The organism is Convivina praedatoris (assembly GCF_933208495.1).
GTDB lineage: Bacteria > Bacillota > Bacilli > Lactobacillales > Lactobacillaceae > Convivina > Convivina praedatoris.
In genome coordinates this window covers 78,547-97,552 of sequence record NZ_CAKOET010000005.1, presented here as the reverse complement: position 1 = coordinate 97,552, position 19,006 = coordinate 78,547, and the positions used below count along the sequence as shown (strand labels likewise).

17 protein-coding genes and 1 tRNA gene are annotated in these 19,006 nt (G+C 40.8%); 4 read left to right on the top strand and 14 right to left on the bottom strand.

Translation table 11 applies throughout. From position 1 onward, the window contains the following. Nucleotides 1-5: 5 nt before the first annotated feature. Genes M4974_RS05825 through serC form a run of 3 tightly spaced genes read right to left on the bottom strand, consistent with a single transcriptional unit; the run spans nucleotide 6 to nucleotide 2,766 of the window. On the bottom strand, nucleotides 6-494 hold the full coding sequence (locus tag M4974_RS05825) for a phosphatidylglycerophosphatase A (RefSeq protein WP_248706539.1): 489 nt from the start codon (nucleotides 492-494) through the stop codon (nucleotides 6-8). Nucleotides 495-506: 12 nt separating this feature from the next. Then, a complete protein-coding gene (locus M4974_RS05820) occupies nucleotides 507-1,679 on the bottom strand; it encodes a 3-phosphoglycerate dehydrogenase family protein (protein WP_248706538.1) in 1,173 nt (390 codons plus the stop codon). Next, a complete protein-coding gene (gene serC / locus M4974_RS05815) occupies nucleotides 1,669-2,766 on the bottom strand; it encodes a 3-phosphoserine/phosphohydroxythreonine transaminase (protein WP_248715833.1) in 1,098 nt (365 codons plus the stop codon). Before serC ends, M4974_RS05820 begins: the two co-directional genes overlap by 11 nt. 285 nt (nucleotides 2,767-3,051) lie before the next feature. Here serC and M4974_RS05810 point away from each other — a divergent pair. After that, nucleotides 3,052-3,135: transfer RNA gene (locus M4974_RS05810), tRNA-Leu, on the top strand. A 523-nt stretch (nucleotides 3,136-3,658) separates the two neighbouring features. Further along, nucleotides 3,659-4,312 (top strand): NAD(P)-dependent oxidoreductase, encoded by a 654-nt coding sequence (locus M4974_RS05805; RefSeq protein ID WP_248706536.1) that lies wholly within the window; start codon nucleotides 3,659-3,661, stop codon nucleotides 4,310-4,312. Between the two features lie 37 nt (nucleotides 4,313-4,349). On the opposite strand, the gene asp3 is transcribed toward M4974_RS05805, so the two are convergent. The 7 genes from asp3 to M4974_RS05770 all read right to left on the bottom strand — a co-directional run bounded on the left by asp3 (nucleotide 4,350) and on the right by M4974_RS05770 (nucleotide 12,657). Beyond that, nucleotides 4,350-5,456, bottom strand: a complete 1,107-nt coding sequence (asp3, locus tag M4974_RS05800; protein WP_248706535.1) for an accessory Sec system protein Asp3 — start codon at nucleotides 5,454-5,456, stop codon at nucleotides 4,350-4,352. 1 nt (nucleotide 5,457) lies between these two features. Then, nucleotides 5,458-6,996: an accessory Sec system protein Asp2 gene (gene asp2 / locus M4974_RS05795; protein ID WP_248706534.1), complete on the bottom strand. Its 1,539-nt coding sequence runs from the start codon at nucleotides 6,994-6,996 to the stop codon at nucleotides 5,458-5,460. A gap of 4 nt (nucleotides 6,997-7,000) precedes the next feature. Next, nucleotides 7,001-8,479 (bottom strand): accessory Sec system protein Asp1, encoded by a 1,479-nt coding sequence (asp1, locus tag M4974_RS05790; RefSeq protein ID WP_248706533.1) that lies wholly within the window; start codon nucleotides 8,477-8,479, stop codon nucleotides 7,001-7,003. A 29-nt stretch (nucleotides 8,480-8,508) separates the two neighbouring features. Continuing rightward, the gene (locus M4974_RS05785; protein WP_248706532.1) at nucleotides 8,509-9,339 is read right to left on the bottom strand and encodes a glycosyltransferase; all 831 of its coding nucleotides are present in this window, start codon (nucleotides 9,337-9,339) and stop codon (nucleotides 8,509-8,511) included. Continuing rightward, nucleotides 9,336-10,784, bottom strand: a complete 1,449-nt coding sequence (locus M4974_RS05780; RefSeq protein ID WP_248706531.1) for a glycosyltransferase — start codon at nucleotides 10,782-10,784, stop codon at nucleotides 9,336-9,338. The genes M4974_RS05785 and M4974_RS05780 overlap by 4 nt, the downstream gene beginning before the upstream one ends. Nucleotides 10,785-10,936: 152 nt before the next feature. Then, nucleotides 10,937-11,923: a phosphate acetyltransferase gene (gene pta / locus M4974_RS05775; RefSeq protein ID WP_248706530.1), complete on the bottom strand. Its 987-nt coding sequence runs from the start codon at nucleotides 11,921-11,923 to the stop codon at nucleotides 10,937-10,939. A 74-nt stretch (nucleotides 11,924-11,997) separates the two neighbouring features. Beyond that, nucleotides 11,998-12,657 (bottom strand): uracil-DNA glycosylase, encoded by a 660-nt coding sequence (locus tag M4974_RS05770; RefSeq protein ID WP_248706529.1) that lies wholly within the window; start codon nucleotides 12,655-12,657, stop codon nucleotides 11,998-12,000. A gap of 48 nt (nucleotides 12,658-12,705) precedes the next feature. Between M4974_RS05770 and M4974_RS05765 the strand changes: the two genes are divergently transcribed. Further along, the gene (locus M4974_RS05765; protein WP_248706528.1) at nucleotides 12,706-13,263 is read left to right on the top strand and encodes an LURP-one-related/scramblase family protein; all 558 of its coding nucleotides are present in this window, start codon (nucleotides 12,706-12,708) and stop codon (nucleotides 13,261-13,263) included. After that, nucleotides 13,256-13,963 carry an SAM-dependent methyltransferase gene (locus M4974_RS05760; protein ID WP_248706527.1) on the top strand — a complete coding sequence of 236 codons (708 nt, stop codon included), beginning with the start codon at nucleotides 13,256-13,258 and terminating at the stop codon, nucleotides 13,961-13,963. The genes M4974_RS05765 and M4974_RS05760 overlap by 8 nt, the downstream gene beginning before the upstream one ends. Nucleotides 13,964-13,995: 32 nt before the next feature. Here M4974_RS05760 and cls read toward each other — a convergent pair whose 3' ends face one another. From cls to rnz, 4 genes are read right to left on the bottom strand one after another with little or no spacing between them, the layout of a single operon-like run. Next, entirely contained in the window at nucleotides 13,996-15,435 is a 1,440-nt protein-coding gene (cls, locus tag M4974_RS05755) for a cardiolipin synthase (RefSeq protein ID WP_248706526.1), read from the bottom strand. A gap of 44 nt (nucleotides 15,436-15,479) precedes the next feature. Continuing rightward, nucleotides 15,480-16,013 carry an adenine phosphoribosyltransferase gene (locus M4974_RS05750; protein ID WP_248706525.1) on the bottom strand — a complete coding sequence of 178 codons (534 nt, stop codon included), beginning with the start codon at nucleotides 16,011-16,013 and terminating at the stop codon, nucleotides 15,480-15,482. A 37-nt stretch (nucleotides 16,014-16,050) separates the two neighbouring features. Further along, nucleotides 16,051-18,033 (bottom strand): single-stranded-DNA-specific exonuclease RecJ, encoded by a 1,983-nt coding sequence (recJ, locus tag M4974_RS05745; RefSeq protein WP_248715832.1) that lies wholly within the window; start codon nucleotides 18,031-18,033, stop codon nucleotides 16,051-16,053. Next, on the bottom strand, nucleotides 18,020-18,976 hold the full coding sequence (gene rnz / locus M4974_RS05740) for a ribonuclease Z (protein WP_248706523.1): 957 nt from the start codon (nucleotides 18,974-18,976) through the stop codon (nucleotides 18,020-18,022). Before rnz ends, recJ begins: the two co-directional genes overlap by 14 nt. Nucleotides 18,977-19,006: the final 30 nt, after the last annotated feature.

The following is a 19,006-nucleotide window of genomic DNA, read 5'->3' as shown; positions in this document are numbered from 1 at the left end:
TTCTTTTAATACTGATTACCCCCTAAAATTTCTAGGTAAGTCATGGCCGCACTAGCAATTAAAGCAGCTAAAATATCATCTAAATAGACATTAATTGAATCTAACCGATCATTAATTTGACCAATTAAACCTGGTTTTAAATCATCTAAGAGACCGTAATGGACCGTAGCGGCGGCCGAAAACTGCTGCGTAATGGCAATTGCTAAAATTTCATCAACATTATGGCCATTAGCATCGCGTTGCAAGCGCGCCTTAAGAGGCTCACTTGCAGGCATTTTTTCAGCTTGCTCATCTAGATACAAGGCCGTTAAAATAATATCGGCAACTTCATCCTTATGTAACACCCGATTAATGGCCTGATTTAAAAACTCTTTTTGAATTTCATCATGATATTTATTCGTTAAAAATTCAGATGCACCATCATAAACATCTGAAAGACCAACTCCTCGTTCTTGTAACTTAGCAATGGCGGCTGATTGTAGTGCTTCGGTCATGTTTTATTCTCCTTACTTGCTTTGCTGGTAAAAATGAACTTTTAATACTTGGTTAATTTGGCCTAATCGGCTTAACAAACCAGCTTCTTGCTGATCATCCAATTCATTAATTGCCACTAAAGTGTAGGCATATTGCTTATTAGCTCGATTACTTAATTCTTCGATATTTAATCCGAAACTACCGAATACTTGGGAAATTTGCCCCAGCATATTAGGTACGTTTTCATGGAAAATACCGACTCGATATTGACTAGTAAAAGGTTCGTTGATATCTGGAAAATTAACAGAATGAATTAAGTTTCCACTGGTCAAAAAAGCATCCAATTGTTGGGCAGCCATCGAAGCACTGGTTTCTTCAGCTTCAATGGTTGAACCACCGATATGAGGTGTGATAATAACTTGGTCGTTATCATAGAGTACATCATCGCTAAAATCGGTAAGGTAGCGCCGTAAGTGCCCCTCTTTTAAGGCATCAACAGCGGCTTGATTGTCAACAATGTCATTGCGCGAATAATTAATCAAAGCTGCTTCTGGCTTCATCAAAGCTAATTTATCACGGCTAATGAAAAAATGGTTACCTTCCGTATAGGGAATATGGACAGTGACATAGTCAGCAGCTTGCAGTAAAGTTTCCACTTGACTGGCATGTTGCACATGTCGGTCAATCCGCCAAGCTGTATTTGCGTTTAAACCGGGATCATACCCAATTACCTTCATGTCCAAAGCTAGCGCCGTATTAGCCACCTTGGACCCGACATTTCCTAGTCCAATCACCCCTAGCGTTTTACCGGCTAATTCAGTCCCGCGATAGCCCCCTTTGTCACTTTCAGTTCGCAAGGAAACATCCCCGCCGCGGACACTATTGGCAAAATCAATCGCCCCGATGACCGGCCGAGCGGCCATAATCAAGGCCGCAATGGTTAGTTCTTTGACAGCATTAGCATTCCCTCCCGGCGTGTTAAAGACTGGAATCCCACGCTGAGAAAGTTCATCAACCGGAATATTATTAAAACCGGCTCCTGCTCGTACAATCGCCTTAACACTGTCACTGATCGTTTCTGAATGAAGATCTTGTGACCGTAATAAAATCGCATCAGCGGGCTGGTCAGCATTGAGTTGATATCCACGTTCAGCTAAATAGTTTAATCCCTTAGGACTAATGGCATTGTAAGTTTTAACGTTCATTTCGATGCTCCTTTTGTGCTTTATCTAAGTAGTCAATCAAGGCGGTTACCGCTGCTAGCGGCTGAGCATTGTACAAGGAGGCTCGGAAACCACCAACGGAACGATGACCGGCTAGATTGTATAAGCCATATTCCTGAGCTTGTTGGGCAATTGTTTGATCTAGTTGACCATTACCGGTACTAAAGACAACATTGGTCAAGGAACGATCTACTCCTGTAATCAAAGGATGATAAAAATTAGATTTATCTAAGTAGTCATACAGCAACTGGGCCTTCTTTTGATTAGCCGCATACATAGCGGGCACCCCACCCTGGTCTTGAACCCAACCTAAGACCAAATTCAAGGCATAAATGTTAAATACTGGTGGCGTATTATACATTGAATTTTTATCTAAATAACTTTGATAACGCATCATCGGCCCTACGTTAGTTACTCTTTGTTGGGCTAACCAGGACTTTTTGACAACCACCACGGTTACTCCTGCCGGTCCCAAATTCTTTTGTGCCCCGGCAAAAATCAAATCAAAATTACGAATATCATAGGGTTCTGCTAAAATATTAGAACTCATATCAGCTACTAAAGGACCGGTTGTTTGCGGTAAATTACTTTGGTGATAGCAGGTTCCTTCAATCGTATTATTAGTCGTAATATGCAAATAATCATAAGCTTGAGCCGAAAAATCAACTGGTAACTGTGGTAAGTAGCGGTATTTTTCATCACGAGAGCTCGCTACAATTTTGGCCGATATCCCTTCTGCTTGAGCAGCTTGGGCAGCCTTGTACGCAAAATTACCAGAGTCTAACACCGCAATTTGATGCGCTTGATTGGCAAAATTAAGTGGAACCATTTCAAATTGCAATGAACCCCCGCCTTGAACAAAAAGCACCTCATAGTCTTGGGGCAAGTCCATTAACTCACGTAAGCGGGCTTTGGCCTGATCAACAATTTTGTCAAAAGTTAGACTTCGATGTGAAATTTCTAAAATACTCATATGATCTTCTTGACTTTGATCCAAATCAAACTGAATCTGAGTCAAAACTTCGCTCGGCATAACTGCCGGTCCAGCCGAAAAATTATAACTTTGCATATATACCTCCAAAATTGGGTATTAAAAAAGCACGGGGTCAAATGATTATTAATCAACACCCATGCTCAACTTGGTCTACTATTTGGAAACGTAAATAAACCCGATTAGCAATGAGTGCCAACAGGGGAGGAGGAAAAGAGTACATTATTATTGCAGTTAATAATTAGCATCTTCCAGTTCCCCCTTTCATTAGGTATTTACTTCCCCAATCATACCCCGGAACAATTGAATGTCAAGACTTGTAATCAAGCCTTTTTTATAGGTATAATACATTAGTTATATCTTGCCGATGTGGCGGAATTGGCAGACGCGTACCGTTCAGGTCGGTATGATGATTTCATCGTGCAGGTTCGATCCCTGTCATCGGCATAATAGGCTGGTAAAGCACCGCCTCAACTAAAAAACCCCAACTTAAAATTGGAGTTTTTTCTTTTTTGGAATAAATATCCTGTATTAGTAATGAAACAGCTTGATTATTTTTCATTAAAATTGCATAATAAAGGAAATAAATAAAGTTAATAATTTTTATAAAAACGGAACCGATACCATATTTTTATGTGATACTATGGGGCCTTCGTCGGTGTATGATTTCTCCTGGCACACACTACTACTCCAATCCACTGACGATGTAAGTCCCTGGCGTTGTTCTTAACGTGTATTGTAGGCGTTTACTACCTATCTGGCTGGTAGTAATATAAGCCCTATACATATTTGATTATGTAATCGCATTCGACTCAGCCTGGTAAACTGTAGTCAATAATTAAGACAGCGTCCAAACAAAAACAGCTAAGTAAACATACTTAGCTGTTTTTTGTTGAATAAATTTAATAAATAAGGCAAGATTCTGCCATGAAAAGTATAATAGACTTAATTTAAAGGAAGGTTGTTTATCATGAAAATTTTAATTATTGGTGCAACCGGCATGGCCGGTCAATCCCTAACTCAACTTGCTGTTGCACAAGGCTTCTCGGTTACCGCTAATGGTCGTAATGCTGAAAAATTAACGCAACTTCAACAGCAATATCCATCCATAACACCTTTAGTCGATGATGCCTTTAACCTGACTAAGAGTCAACTGACACAATTTGATGTAGTTGTTGATGCCTTTGCCACTAGTCCAGATCAAGCCTACCTCCATGTTGATTTAGCCGCACACCTAGTGGCTTGCTTACGCAATCAAGCTAAGCCACGCTTGGCCTTCATCCTTGGAGCTGGTAGCTTAAAAACTGGTGCTGATCAGCATAACCTGGTAGATGATATCGTCGCTGACCCAGCTAATCGAGACTGGCAAGCTATTCCACAAAATCAACTGGCTGAATTAGATTTTCTAAAACAGGTGGACAATGTCAATTGGTTTGGCATCTCTCCAGGAATTACCTTTGAAGATGGTCCAGCTAGTGATCAAATGATTACTGGTGCAGACAATTTGCTCTTTAACTCGACTGATCAATCATTAACTACCTCTGGTACGATGGCTCAAGCTATGCTATCAGAAATCCAGCATCCGAAACATCATCAAACGCGTTTTACCATTGTTAACGCCTAAGTAAAAAAGCCCCTTAACTGGGGCTTTTTTTGATGAACTAATCTTCATTCATAAAGAAATTCCGTAACCGACCACTATGGAGTTTACTACTTTTCTTCTTTTCCTGATGACTTGGACGCTGATGAACGGTATCAGCGCGAGTATAGTTAGTAGTTTCTGTATCATACCGTAAACTAGCTAACCGATCCTCATTGGGATGTGGCACCATCACGGGCACCCGCAAGTCATTGGCAAAGGCGCTAGTTAAAAACTCAAAGGAGCCAGTTAATGATTCACTAATCCTAACGGAAATATTTTTAAACTGATTCCTTAGTGCTGGGGACATCCGTTCCAAATAAGATACTTTTTGATCAGCACTGGGATCAGAAATAACCGCATGGCTCCCACGGAATTTTCCCTGATAGGTTAAGGCCGTATAACTAGAAATCAAACCATACCCAACAAATTCAATTTTGTTGGCATGTACCGATTTTTTAGCCTTATTAATTTCTTCAGATAGATCAGTTTGAACATAACTATCGGCATGCAATAAGTCCGTAGTAAAGTACAAAACCGCCTGATTACTAGGAGAAATCAAATCATTCACGTATTTGAGACTGTGAAACTCTGGTTCTGAAAAAATTACTCGTAAGGTCTTATTTTTCAAGCTTTTAGGTATATCCAGATAGGAATACAGATTATCATTTAATTGCTGATCGCCACTGAGTAGATAACCCTCCTCAACCTTAGGGCGAATATTAAAGCCTCGAAAGATAAAACTACCCGTTCCTGCTGAAAGCAATTTAACCTCATAATAGTCAGTTCCCTCTGGAACCGTCACTTCAATGCAATCAGCATTTTGTTGCTTAGTATCCAAAGCCAATCCATCTTTATCATAAAAAGTTACGGCTAAGTAGGCGTGCATCCGCTCGGAGTTAGTAACTTGCCGGTCAAAATAATAGGTTTTACCAGGATACAAATACGGTAAATCCGACATAGTTTTAGTATTTAAATAATTAGCCTGAGAGTACCAGCCGACAATGGGCTGTCCACTAGGCAAAAATTGATGCTGAAACTCAACTTCATTGTAGGCTTTAAAATCAATTACTGCCCCTTGCAATTCAATTAACTGCGTTTCGGGTGTCCAATATACTTGATATCTCATATTACCGCCCCTTTGCAATCATTTCGGCAATAATCCGCTCGTATTCATCAATCATGAAACGAATCATCTCTGGAATTTTCTGTTCGTGATAACCAGGTTCTCCGTGATGATTCAAGCGAACCTTTCGTTCTTTCAAATAATCTAATAACTGTGGCAAGGAGACCCCATCGTACTCATCACTGTCCATACTAAACATCGACACCTGTGGCCAGTCAACGATACTAAGTTGATCAAGTTTATGCCACAACTTTTGATTTAAGGCAACCGTGTCTTCGGGATCGACTCGACCAGTCAATTGCCGACGAACATCCAAAGTCCAATCATGGTTAACGCCACTGTGTGGAAATTCGGCACTGGAAGTAAAAGTACCCAAATTTAAAATTGGCTTAGCTAGTAAGAGAGCACCAGGCTTGATATCTGGTGTGTAATAGATGGCCGGATAACTTCCCATGGAATAACCAGACATAATCACCTGGTCACTAGTTAATCCCAAAAATTGTTGGGCCTTACGAATAATCTTCACAACCAAGGCCTCATAAGCCGCATTACCAACGTCAAAGGCTCCTCCCTGACTACGAGCATCCGTGAATAACAAGTAAGGATAACCTAATTTATCCAAAGGTCCCATCATTTCAAAACCTTCCACGTGTAAACGTGTACCAGCAAAAAGAACAATCATCGGTCCCTTTTTCGTACCAGGATTAAAATAGGACAACACTTCTTGATTATCTTCGGTCAACTGACGCTGTCCACCTGGAATAAACATTCCCAAACCGTGACGGGAACGGCGTTGATGTACCGCATGTAAATCCAAAGTCCCCTTCCCCTTGGCCAAGACAATAATCTGATAATCTTGATAACGAGCCGGAGCCTTCAAAGGTGTCATATTAACTAACCCATCACCGCGCAAAAACTGTAACTGTTGTAAACGACCACCGTGGAAAAAAACACACTCTAAACTAACTTGGGCTGTCCCAGTGGCATCGTAGTCCAGATAAATCAAATTATCTTGATTAGGATTCAAATCCCCCGCAAAAGTTTTTAACGTGCCAATTTGTTGCCAATCATCGCCAAAATCACCCGTAAAGGCGCTTGAAAAACGACCAGAACGACGGAATTGCCAATCATAATTGATGGTTGGAATAAATTGTTCTTCACTAAAACGGGTTGGAAAGGCAATTTGTCCCAAGTACAAATCAGCTAAAATACGTTGGGCCACCGTTTGTGGCTGTTGTTCGTTAAAATGAAAGGCGCCTCGCATTGACAAAGCCTGTTGCAATTCAACACTAATCTGGCTCAATTCAGCCAAGTAAATGAAGCGATAAGCCGGCCATTCTTCAACTTTTCTTACTAGCAAACTGCTATCCAGTGTCAAATCGGTCAACAAAACGTAGTCTTGTTCTAGTTTAAAAGGTTCATCTTGTTGCGCCAAAAAAGTAGGCAAATCAGCAACTGTCGTATGAACCCATTTTAGGCCATCCATTGCAGCTTGACTTGTCCAATCTGCTTGTCCAATTTGTAATACCGATATATCAGCCATGCCGTTATTTTTCTCCGTATTTATTACCTAAACGCGCACGTTTAAGCACTTCTTGCCATTTTTCCCATAATTCCTGTTGATCAAATTCATAGGACAGGCGAATCGCTGCGGTTTGAATACTCATCCAGTAATTCCAATCTTCCAAATACTGATTAACCACAGCAATAATTTGACTTGGCTCTTGCAAAATTTGTCCATTTTGCCCATTGACCAAATAGGGCGTAGCTACCCGATTTAACTGCGGAATACCCTTGGAAATTGCCAAAGTCTGTAAATAAGTATTGGGCCGATTGCCAAAATCCAGCAACAAATAAGTGGCATGGAACCAATCGAATAGCTGTCCTTCAGATTGCGGTGGAATAAAGATGAATTGGTCTTGAAAGGCTTGTACATCCGCGGTCATACTTCCTGGTTGACTAGCCATTTGTTGAGCCGCTTCAGCCACAATTGCTCGTAAATCATCGACTGCCTGTGACGACTCACAAACAATATTCAACTCACGATGCTCCTGAGCTAACTGAATTAAAGTCCGCATAATTTGATGACGTAACTGTTCATCGACCTGATTCACCGTCCAAAAGATTGGTAATTTATTATGCGGCGCTGCCCGTCCCAAAACTAATTGCGCTGCAAATGGGGCAATAACTTCTAAGGGTACTTGAACCAAAGAATTAGCCTGTAAGGCAGGAACTTCACCTGGTTGACTAGCAATAATTTGCTGACTATTAGTAGGAACTTGGACAGTACTTTCGGCATAATCGCCATTATAAGTGGTGATAATTTGATAGCCAGCTGGTAATTGATCCAAAATTTCAACATTTCGACCAGTTTGAGCCACTAACAAAATCTCTTCTGGTGATAGGGCTTTAAGATAGCGAACACTGACCTCTCGAATCAAAGCGTTCATATTAGGAAAAGTTTTTTGACCGGTCCAACTTTGCTGAGTCGTTACTAAACCAGTTTGGTAGTTTTCTTGAACCGCAATATCTCCACTGGGTGTTAGATAGTCAACTCGCACCACAACATCATTTTCAAAATTAACCACCCGCGAAACAAAACCACGATCATCCAAAGTCAATTGTTGTTTTAGTTTATCATTTTCCATCAAATCAATCCGGTCAAACAAATCACCAGATGGATAAGCGGGCCAAATCGTTGCATAGTGCTGACGCTTGACCATAATCAATACCCGGTCATACATCCGAATAAACTGTGCATCTGATGGCCAGGTAAAGTCATGAACACCTAATGGTCGCTGTTGTTTAATGTTAACATTTTGCAAGCAATCATAGGCTGACCAATAGGATAAATTTTCTAAACCGTTTTGCGATAACAGTGCTCGAAACTTTGGTAAGTAGTCACAAACAACTAGCTCAACAGCTTCCTTATTGAGAGTAAATAACTTGGCCTGGTGCACCATAGCATCCATTTGTGGAACCTGATTTAGATACCGCTGCCAATCTGGCATCATATGTATGGGCATTGCCACTTCCTCCAATTAAAAAATGATAATTATTTTAATAATGATACTTTATTAAGCTTCAAGCGGGCCTTGCGTAATACCGCAAAGTCACGAGGCTTGACTTGAACTTTTTTGATCTTATGATCAGGATTGTTCAAAACGTTCATCAAGTTACCTAAAATGTTACCTTGATCATCCACAACTGATTCTGGCAAAGTTAACACGGTATTATCCGGTGCAAAATCAATTTCACGACCTACCTGGGTAATCCGATACTCATTTTCAGGAAAACTGTTACCAACCGCAGCAACATAGTCCTCGGCATTTGCATACTTTTGACCATCGGCATAAACAAAGTTGCGTTGCCCTTCAAAATAAAAGTCACAAGCTTGCGGTTCTTGAGCACCAACATAAAAGTCAGACTCTAACAACTGACCTTCACTGAAATATTGTTTAGCAAAAATACTACCGTCACGTTGGTAAATATCTTTGTAATCAATTTGGCCGTCGGCATCTTGCCAACTAACTGCCTGAACCAAGCGTTGCGAATTAGCAAACCACCGCACCTTGGCCAGTTCGTGTCCCTGACTGATAATACTCTTAGTCCAGTCGTCGTTAATAATGGCCTGGGCTTCATTAGGGACTGGCAAATCCGTAAACCAAATACCTTGCGTTTCGTCAACATCTGACAAATAAGCCCGAGAATACATGTCATAGACCCGTGTAGGATCTAGGCCTAGGCCCTTAACTAAGTTAGCAGCATCTTCATGGGGCGTAGCAATCCATAATTCGTCACTTTTGCCGGTTTTAACTTGTTCAATTTGCCAACCAATTCCCGGGAAATTAAGGAAATCAAGGGAATTTATTAATTCAACTTTCATGATAGCTCCTCTACTAATTTCTGCCACTGATCAGCAATCCGATCAGATTGATAAACATGGGCAACTTCGTGGGCCCCCTGTGATAATTGATCGTAGTCATCAAAAATAGCGCGCATAGCAGCAGTTAAGTTAACCACATTTTGGTCTTCGTCACTGTCTTGACGACTAAATTCAGCCAATTTTCCGTTAACACCGTCTTGGACCAATTCTTGGGCCCCGTACAAATTAGCATAAGTAGCGATTGGCAAAGCGTCCGAAATAGCCTCAATATAAGTCAAACCAAATCCTTCAGAATAAGAGGCTGATACAAAGGCGTCATAAGCTTGCAAATCCTTAACCACATTTTGACTAAGCCCCTTAACAGTCACATAGTCACCTAGGTTTAATTCAGTAATCAGATCATTTAATGGCTTTTCGTCAGCACCAGATCCATAAATAGCCAATGTGGCGTTTAAACCCTCTTTACGCAAAGCATCAATAGCCTTAACAATTTGACTAATGTGCTTTTCGGGATGCAAACGAGAAGCCGTAACAAAACGGGCTTCCTTACCATCCCAGTGATGAGCAGGTTCGTTAATGTCTGCTCCCCCAACCGGAATGGCATGAATCTTATTCAAGTTAGTCACCTCAACTTGATTTTTCAAATCGTCCTTCATGGCGTCACGTTGTAACTTAGTAGCCGTAATAACAGCATCCATCGTATCAAAGTGGTCAAACATGTACTGATAGAAGTTGTTAAACAGTGGATGACCGTTTTGGAATTCAACCAAATGAGCAGCGTGCACGATATCAACAATCTTAAAATCAGCGCCCTGCTTTTTAGCTCGAACCAAGGCTTCTTCGTTCTCATTTCCACGATCAATAAAGTAAATATTCTTATCAAAGGAATTTTCTAGTTCCCCTAAAAAGAAGGTAACCAATTCTTCAAAAGTTTCAAAAAGATAATCGCTACCACGGAAATTATTTAAATGAATATTAGTTGGTACTTTCCCTCGAGAAGGTACTTCACGGAAATGCCAAGAAATTTTATGATCCCCATTTTCCAGGAAAATGCGGCTATCATCAACGATGTAAATCTTTTTGTCATCAGAATAACGCTTATCACGAATGATTATTTCTTGATATTTACCAGTTGTTTGCCGAACTTGACGACGCTGTGTATTCGTTAAGTCCCACAAAGAGTCTTCTTGGAAAGAGAATTTCTCAGTTAGACCAGTTTTTAGATATTGATCAGGATCATCACTTAATAAGTAATCGTACATGCCAATCACTTCATCTTCGGCTAAGTGCCATTCTTGCATATGTTGATGCAATTCTGGCAACAAATCAGTGAAGACTAGTTTAAATGGAATATTCTTTTGACGAAAACGAGCGGCCCGGTAAAATTGCGCATGTTCGACACCACTATTACCGTGACCCATCCCTTTATTGATGAAAATATTCATTTTGTTCCCTCCGGATACAGATTGTTTTCTAATACGAGTATAATAGTAAAACCACTATTCATTATGCCACAGTTGATGGGGTTTTAACTAGGTTTAATCGCAAAACATGGGGCGTGAAAGAAAAAAATAAAAAAAAAGAACCAAACTGGTTCTCATTGTACCAATGCCTGTGCAGCAGTGATAATAGCAACTTTATAAACATCTTCCTCATTTGCACCACGTGACAAATCTGAGACAGGTTTTGCCAATCCTTGTAGAATTGGGCCAACGGCTTCAAAGCCACCCAAACGTTGAGCAATTTTATAACCAATGTTTCCCGCCTCTAGACTTGGAAAGATAAAGACATTGGCTTGACCGGCTACCTTAGATCCAGGCGCCTTGGCCTGACCAACCTGAGGGACAAAGGCTGCGTCAAATTGCAATTCGCCATCAATTTGGTCGGCTAACTCAGGCACCATTTCTTTGGCCAAACGAGTTGCTTCCACAACTTTATCCACTTCAGCTGATTTAGCGGATCCCTTTGTAGAAAATGATAGCATCGCTATCTTGGGTTCTAAATCAAAAACCTTAGCAGTATGAGCTGATTGAATTGCAATTTGAGCCATAGTAGCCGCATTAACGTCAATATTAATTGCAGCGTCAGCAAAGACGTAACGTTCGTCACCTTTTTGCATAATAAAAGCACCCGAAATATGGGTTGAACCTGGGGCAGTTTTAATCAATTGCAAGGCCGGACGTACCGTATCACCAGTTGGATGAGTAGCTCCTGATACCATTCCGTCAGCTTTACCCATTTGAACTAACATAGTACCAAAGTAGTTAACATCCTTAACCCACTTAGCAGCTGTGTCAGCATCTGTTTTACCATTACGACGGGCAACGATTGCAGCTTCCATGGCATTTAGATCGGCACTAGGATACTGCTTTGGATCAATAATGGTTAATTGATCGATTGACCAATTGTGGGCTTTAGCCACTGCTTCAATTTTGCCTTGATCACCCAATAAAATTGGTTTAACAAGCTTATCTTGGGCCAAACGAACTGTGGCCCCTAAAACTCGCTCATCCTCTCCTTCAGGAAAAACTAAAGTCTGTGTTTGCTTTTGAATCTTTTCTTTAAACTGTTCAAACAAATCCATATGACACTCCTATCCAATCAATGTTTCAATACTATTATTATAACAAACCTAGCGACTAGTTTCACAAAGTAAACTTAATGTAGCCAATCAATTGGTTTCCGCCCCTTTTCAATTAAAAAGACATTGGCTTTAGAAAAAGGCTGACTCCCAAAAAATCCTCGATAGGCTGATAACGGGCTAGGATGCACACTAGTTAAAACTAGGTGTTTCCTTTCATCAATTAACTTACGTTTTGATTGGGCAAAGCGTCCCCATAGAATAAATACTTTTGGTTTGGCATCGTCTGAAGCAATTTTAATTAAGGCGTCGGTTAGCCCTTCCCAAATCTGCCCACGATGGGCATTGGCCTTCCCCTTCGGCACAGTGAGCACTGAATTTAATAACAAAACGCCCTGTTGAGCCCAAGATGATAAATCGTGACTAGGGCGAGAACCAATGTCAGTAGCTAATTCCTTTAAAATATTTTGCAAAGATGGTGGTGCTGGCACATCGTCAGGTACCGAAAAACTTAACCCTTGGGCCTGACCAGGTTCGTGATAGGGATCTTGGCCCATGATTACAACCTTAGTATTTGATAAAGGCGTTTGTTCCAAAGCGGCAAATAATTTTTCCCGCGGTGGATAGATTGCTTGATTGGATTGGTACACTTGGTCAATAAAACGAGCAATCTCGTTTAAATAAGTTGGATTTAATTGAGCATTTAAACCTGGAGCCCAGCTGGTATGTGATAACATGGTGCAATTATCCTTTCATGTTAAAATAAGGAAAAGGGGATTGGTCTTATGGAAAAGTACTATCTTCGTCATCATCGTAGTCAAGACGATGGCATTAACATTGTTTTTGATCAAAATTTTCAAGCCGTCTACCTAGTGGCAGGGCGTTTAGGTAAAAAAGACGACCAGTTAACCGTGCAAAGCTTGTCCGGTGAGGTTTTAGTTCGCCTAAGGCAACTCTCCTATGGCCTAATCCCGCGCTTTGAAATCAGTAGTTCAACTGGGACGGTGGCCTCATTAAATTTTCATCTAGGTTATTTTGGCGATTTAATCTTTGTTCATCAGTTAAACTGGATGATTTCTGGTAACTTTTTAACCAATCATTACGTCACCTATCACCTTACCAAACGCTTGCTCAGTGTCAAACCGGAACTTCGACCCGATGGTCTTTATAATCAATTAACCGTCCAAGAAAGTAACAACGACTTACCAATTCATATTGCCATTGCAGCCCTACTTGATTTATGGAGTTTAAAAACCAATAACATTAATTTAGCCCTACGACGACCTTTTGTTCCCCTTAACTCTTGCTACAATAACTTTTTTGAGGAATCCAATCGTGGATGAATTTCAACAACAACTACGGCAACAATATCAAATTTTTGCAGACCGACCGTCAGTCCAAAATAAAATTCAAGCGGTCTTGGATTGTTTAAAATGGCTAACCCAAAAGCAATTACCTACTCAGCCTTTACCAGCGCTAACATATAGTGTTAAGGCTATTTTAGCAGATCCACGGTTAATGCCCCTTGATGACTTGTTTAGTCAATTACGTCAGTACTTGATTGTTAACTTTGGTATTTGGTCCTTACCCAACCAGGCTTTTATCCATGATTTAAAGACCTTTATTCAGGGGCGCCCAGCCCTAGAAATAATGGCTGGGAATGCGTTGATTTCAGCGGAACTCCAACAACAGGGTCAATCCATCCAAACTACTGATACCCTCGAGTGGCAAGATCAAGATAATCAACGTCCGCATCCTTGGTGCTCGGTCCAAGCCTTAGATGCCCTTATAGCCGTTCAAACAATACCAGCGTCAGTGATTATTATGAGCTGGGCTCCTGATACCGATAAACAAGATTATCAGCTATTAACATGGCTGCGACAAGAAAATTTTCAGGGCGATTTAATTGTAATTGGCGAAGCCAACGGAGCTACAAATTCAGCTGAGTTTTGGCAAACCGCACAATTGAAAAAAAATAAACAACTCAACCAAAACTACCGCAGCCTAGACAATATTCAAGAAGCGGTGTATTTAGTCCAATAAAAAATGTCCATATCAATGGACATTTTTTTGTTTTATAAAATTGGAGCTAATAATCGACTAAAATGCTGTTTAAAATTCAGCCACCAGGACTGTTTAGCAAAATCGGCCGGAGTTTCCAAAGTTGAATCCTTCAAATCTTCTTCAAAAATTTGCCCTAATTTATGAGCTAAGGCTTTGTCATAAATAAAAGAATTAATTTCAAAATTTAGTTTAAAACTACGGAAATCAAAATTAGCTGATCCAACCGAGGCCATCTTATTATCAATAACCACTGTTTTAGCATGGATAAAGCCCTTACGATAATAATAAACCTTAACCCCAGCAAACGCTAATTGGTGGGCATAATACTGCGTAGCTCGGTAAACAAAGGGATGATCAGGCATACATGGCACCATAATCCGAACATCAATCCCCGAACTAGCCGCAATCCGCAAAGCATCGTAGGTACTATCATCTGGGATTAAATAAGGAGTTTGAATCCAACAAGTCCGTTGGGCTAGCTGGATTAACCGAATATAGCCCATTTTAATTTGTTGTTCATCCGAATCTGGACCAGAGGTAACAATCTGTAAATTACTATTACCATCAGCTGACACCAATGGAAAATACTCAGCTAACGTTACCTTAATTGGATTTTTAATATCGGTAGCATTCCAATCTAAAATAAACTGTCCCTGTAACTGGTAAACCGCTGGCCCAGTAATCCGCAAATGGGTATCACGCCAATAGCCAAATTTACGACTCTGATTAACATACTGATCACCAATATTATAACCACCAATATAACCCAGCTTCCCATCAATCACCACAATTTTACGGTGATCACGAAAGTTCAAACGAAAATCAAACAAAATTGAATGCGTATGCAAGAATGGTCGCGCATACCCACCCGCTGCCCGTAGTGGCCTAAAAAACAATTCGCTGGTCCCAAAAGATCCCAAACTATCATAGACTACATGTACTTTAACCCCTTGCCGAGCCTTTTCAACTAAAATATCAAGAATTTGATGACCTAATTTATCACTGTAAAAAGTGTAAAATTCAATATTAATTGTTTCTTTAGCTGCTTTTAAATCCTTAATCAGTTGTTCAAATAGCTGCGGACCATTAGTAAAAATACGAACATGATTATTGGGGGCTAAATAGGTCTGATTAAGTGTATTAAATAGGGTGATTAAACTATTATCTCGGCTATTTTTAATGGGCTGTTCATTCGGTTGAATAGCCAACTGTTGCAAACGTTGGCCAATTAACTTACGAATTTCATTAAAATCTTGCGCTTGATAGCGAAATAAACGCTTTTTAGGTAGTTTTCGACCGGCAAAAGAATACAGTAAAAAACCAATGACTGGTAGAAAAATCAAAACTAGCATCCAAGCCCAAGTAGCAGCAATATCTCGTGGTTCACGAAAGACCGTTACTAAAGCCAAAATGGTGTTTAATAAAACTAAAAAATACACAATGTACCACATCTGGCCATCCTCCATCTGCTAGTTTGATTTAAAAATGCTGGACATCAATATTCCATCAATGCTAAGAAAGGTACTTCTCCGGCTTCCATGATTTTTTCACGACCATGCAAGGCCTCTAATTCAATGATAAAGGCCACCCCAGCAACAACTCCGCCTAATTTTTCAATAATTTCTCGGGTAGCATTAATTGTGCCCCCCGTTGCTAATAAATCATCAACAATCAAAATCCGCTGTCCCGGCTTGATAGCATCTTGATGAATTTCTAGCTCATTAATACCACCATATTCTAACGTATACGAAGCACTGACTGCTGCCCGTGGTAACTTACCACTTTTACGAGCCGGCACAAATCCTACTCCTAGGGCATAGGCCAACGGTGATCCCACAATAAAGCCACGTGATTCAGGACCAGCAATTAAATCGACATTCAAATCCTTGGCAAATTCTTGAATTTGATTAATTGCTTCCCGATAAGCTAGGCCACTGCCCATTAAAGGTGAAATGTCACGAAAGGAAATACCTGGTTCAGGGTAATCTTTTACCGTTGCAACATAATCATGCAAATCAATTTTTTTCATTTATATATCCTCTACAGAAAGTTAACTTTCCTCTATTTTAATTATTTTGTAAATATTTACGATAACTTGGTGAGGCACTGAGTGGCTTTTTATCGGCCGTATGGTTGACGATTACAAAACCAGTTTGAATGGTAACAAAATCTAATTCTACAAAGACTTGGAGCACCAATTTCACCTGCACGACAGTTAAATTTAATTGCCCAGCAACATTGCCTATATTTTGTGCAAAATTTAAGTCCTGATGCTGGATGACAAATTTGTACACTCGGGCAAAAAGTACTTTATGATTCCCTGATTGAGTAGTTGTATGCGGGTCTTGAACGGCTATATCGCTCAATAACAACTGCAAATTCTCCTGTCCACGAAAATAATTAATGCCCAAGCTAGCAATAAAGCTATCTAAAGGCTGTTTTTCTAGGGCCTGGACCCAATCGGGATGATTAAAACCAACCGCTTCGATTGGTTGTTGCAAACCCGGCAACTTTAACTTTAGGTGCTGTTGCGTAGCGCCCATGGTCGTTTTAGCCAATACCCGTGGTTGATCAAATTCAAAGACCGGCTGTGGATTATCAACCCCAAAGGGCTCTAAAATTAATAATTGTTGATACAAATCAGTCGTTAAAGTTGTCGTTTTCAGGATTGCAGTGACTGCTACTGGCACTTTAACCAGTTTTAAATTACGACTTCCCTGGGCCACTTGTTTCTGTAAATCTGCAAATTGGGCCGAATCAACTGACAGGCCCAAGGCACCAGCATGACCACCAAAGTTTAAGTATAAGTCTTGGTACTGACTCATAAATTGATGTAGGTCAAAATCACCAAAAGAACGGCCAGATCCCTTATAGATACCATCAACTTCACTCAAAACCACTACTGGTTTTTCTAATAGATCTACTAATCGACTGGCCACAATCCCTAAAATTCCTTGATGCCAACCTTGACCAGCGATGATGAGGACCCCCTGATCTTTAAAGTCGTCTTGAAGGGCAATTTGTTTACTAGCAGCAAAGACCTCTTCTACGATTTCACGTCGCTGATCATTAAGAGCCTCGACCTGGGTAGCCAATTTTTTGGCTTGTTCAAGATCATCACTACATAGCAAATCAACACCCAATTGTGCATCAGCAATCCGACCGACTGCATTTAACCGAGGCGCAATTTTAAAAGCAACCGTTTCGGCTGTAACCGGTTCTTGACTGGCATGTTTGGCCGCCTTTAACAATGCCTGAATACCAGGTCGAGGACTCATACTTAACTGTTTTAGTCCTTGTGCTACTAAGGTCCGATTTTCCCCCGCTAGTGAGACCATATCGGCAATTTCCCCTAGGGCCACTAAATCAAGAAAATCAACTGGCAAATCTTCCCAGCTAACAACAGGCTGATCCTCATTTAGGAGAGCTTGAGCAACCTTAAAAGCAACGCCGGCTCCTGATAAATCAGGAAAAGGATAGGCGCCTTGCGGGTGGCGCGGATGAATAATGGCACAAGCTGGCGGAAGCGTAGCTGGTAAGGCGTGATGGTCAGTGATGATGACATCCACACCTTGTTCTTGAGCGTACTCAATGGCAGCATTACCCGACACCCCATTATCAACTGTAATAATTAACTGAGTGCCATTAGCAATTAGGTCCCGATAACGGTCGATATTGGGTCCATAACCGTCTTGAAAACGATTAGGAATATAGGCCGTCACATCAGCGCCAAGTATTTCAAGAGCCTCAACCATAATCGTTGTACTGGTCATGCCATCCAAATCATAATCGCCATAGACGGCAATTTTTTCGCCACCAAAAGCAGCCGTTTGAATCCGTTCAACGGCTACATCCATATCATGGAATTCAAAAGGACTGTGCAGCTGATTGACATTGGGTCGTAAAAAAGCCAAGGCCTGTTCAGGGGTATCAATTCCTCGCTGGACCAATATACCGGCAGTAAAAGCAGCAATATTTAGTTGATCAACTAATACTTGCACCTTTTTGGAATCAGGCTGTGGTAAAATGTGCCAATTACTTTGACTCATTGAGCTCCTTTTTAAAGGGAATATCTACTATGTCAAAATCCCGTGCAACATAGGTGTTTGGGAAAATTTGACGAACATCGGTAATAAGATTTTTTAACAATGGGCCTAGATAACGCGCTGAAATATGGGTTAAAATCAAACGTCCTACGCCAGCTTCCTTGGCTACTCGAGCAGCATCGGCACTGGTAGAATGACCGTGAGCCTTAGCTAGTTTAAAGTCTTCCGGCGTTTGGCCGTAAGTACTTTCATGAACCAAAACATCAGCACCCTTAGCTAGGTTAACGATTTCAGGATTTGGTCGGGTATCATAAACAATGGTAATAACCCGACCCTGTTGTCGGGGTCCAATGTAGTCATGGCCATTAACCGTGCGGCCATCAGCTAATTGAACGGTTTGACCGGCTTTTAGGCGACCATAGACTGGTCCAGCTGGAATATTATCTTGTTTGAGTTTATCAACCAAAAGTTCCCCAGCATGATCTTTTTCCTCAATACGAAAAGCCCAGGATTCAATTCTGTGTCGCATTGGTGCAGCAATTACTCGAAAAGTTTGATCTTCAAAAATAATACCGGGTTGAATTTCGACATAATGAATGGGATAGGACAGATGACTATCAGAAACTCGCAACGCTGTTTGAACAAAGGAACGTAACCCTTTAGGTCCATAAATTGTCAAAGGTTCATCTTTGTCAGCCCCTTGAAACGAACGAGAACTCAAAAATCCAGGTAGACCGAAAATATGATCCCCGTGTAAGTGTGAAATAAACACTTTCTCAATCTTACGCGGACGAATACTAGTTTTTAAAATCTGATGTTGTGTTGCTTCTCCAACGTCAAAAAGCCACACAGCATTCCGCTCATCTAACAGTTTAAGCGCAGTACTGGTGACGTTTCGACCTTTGGAAGGTTGACCTGATCCGGTCCCTAAAAATTCGAGCTGCATAATTTATCCTCTATTGAAATGATGTCAATC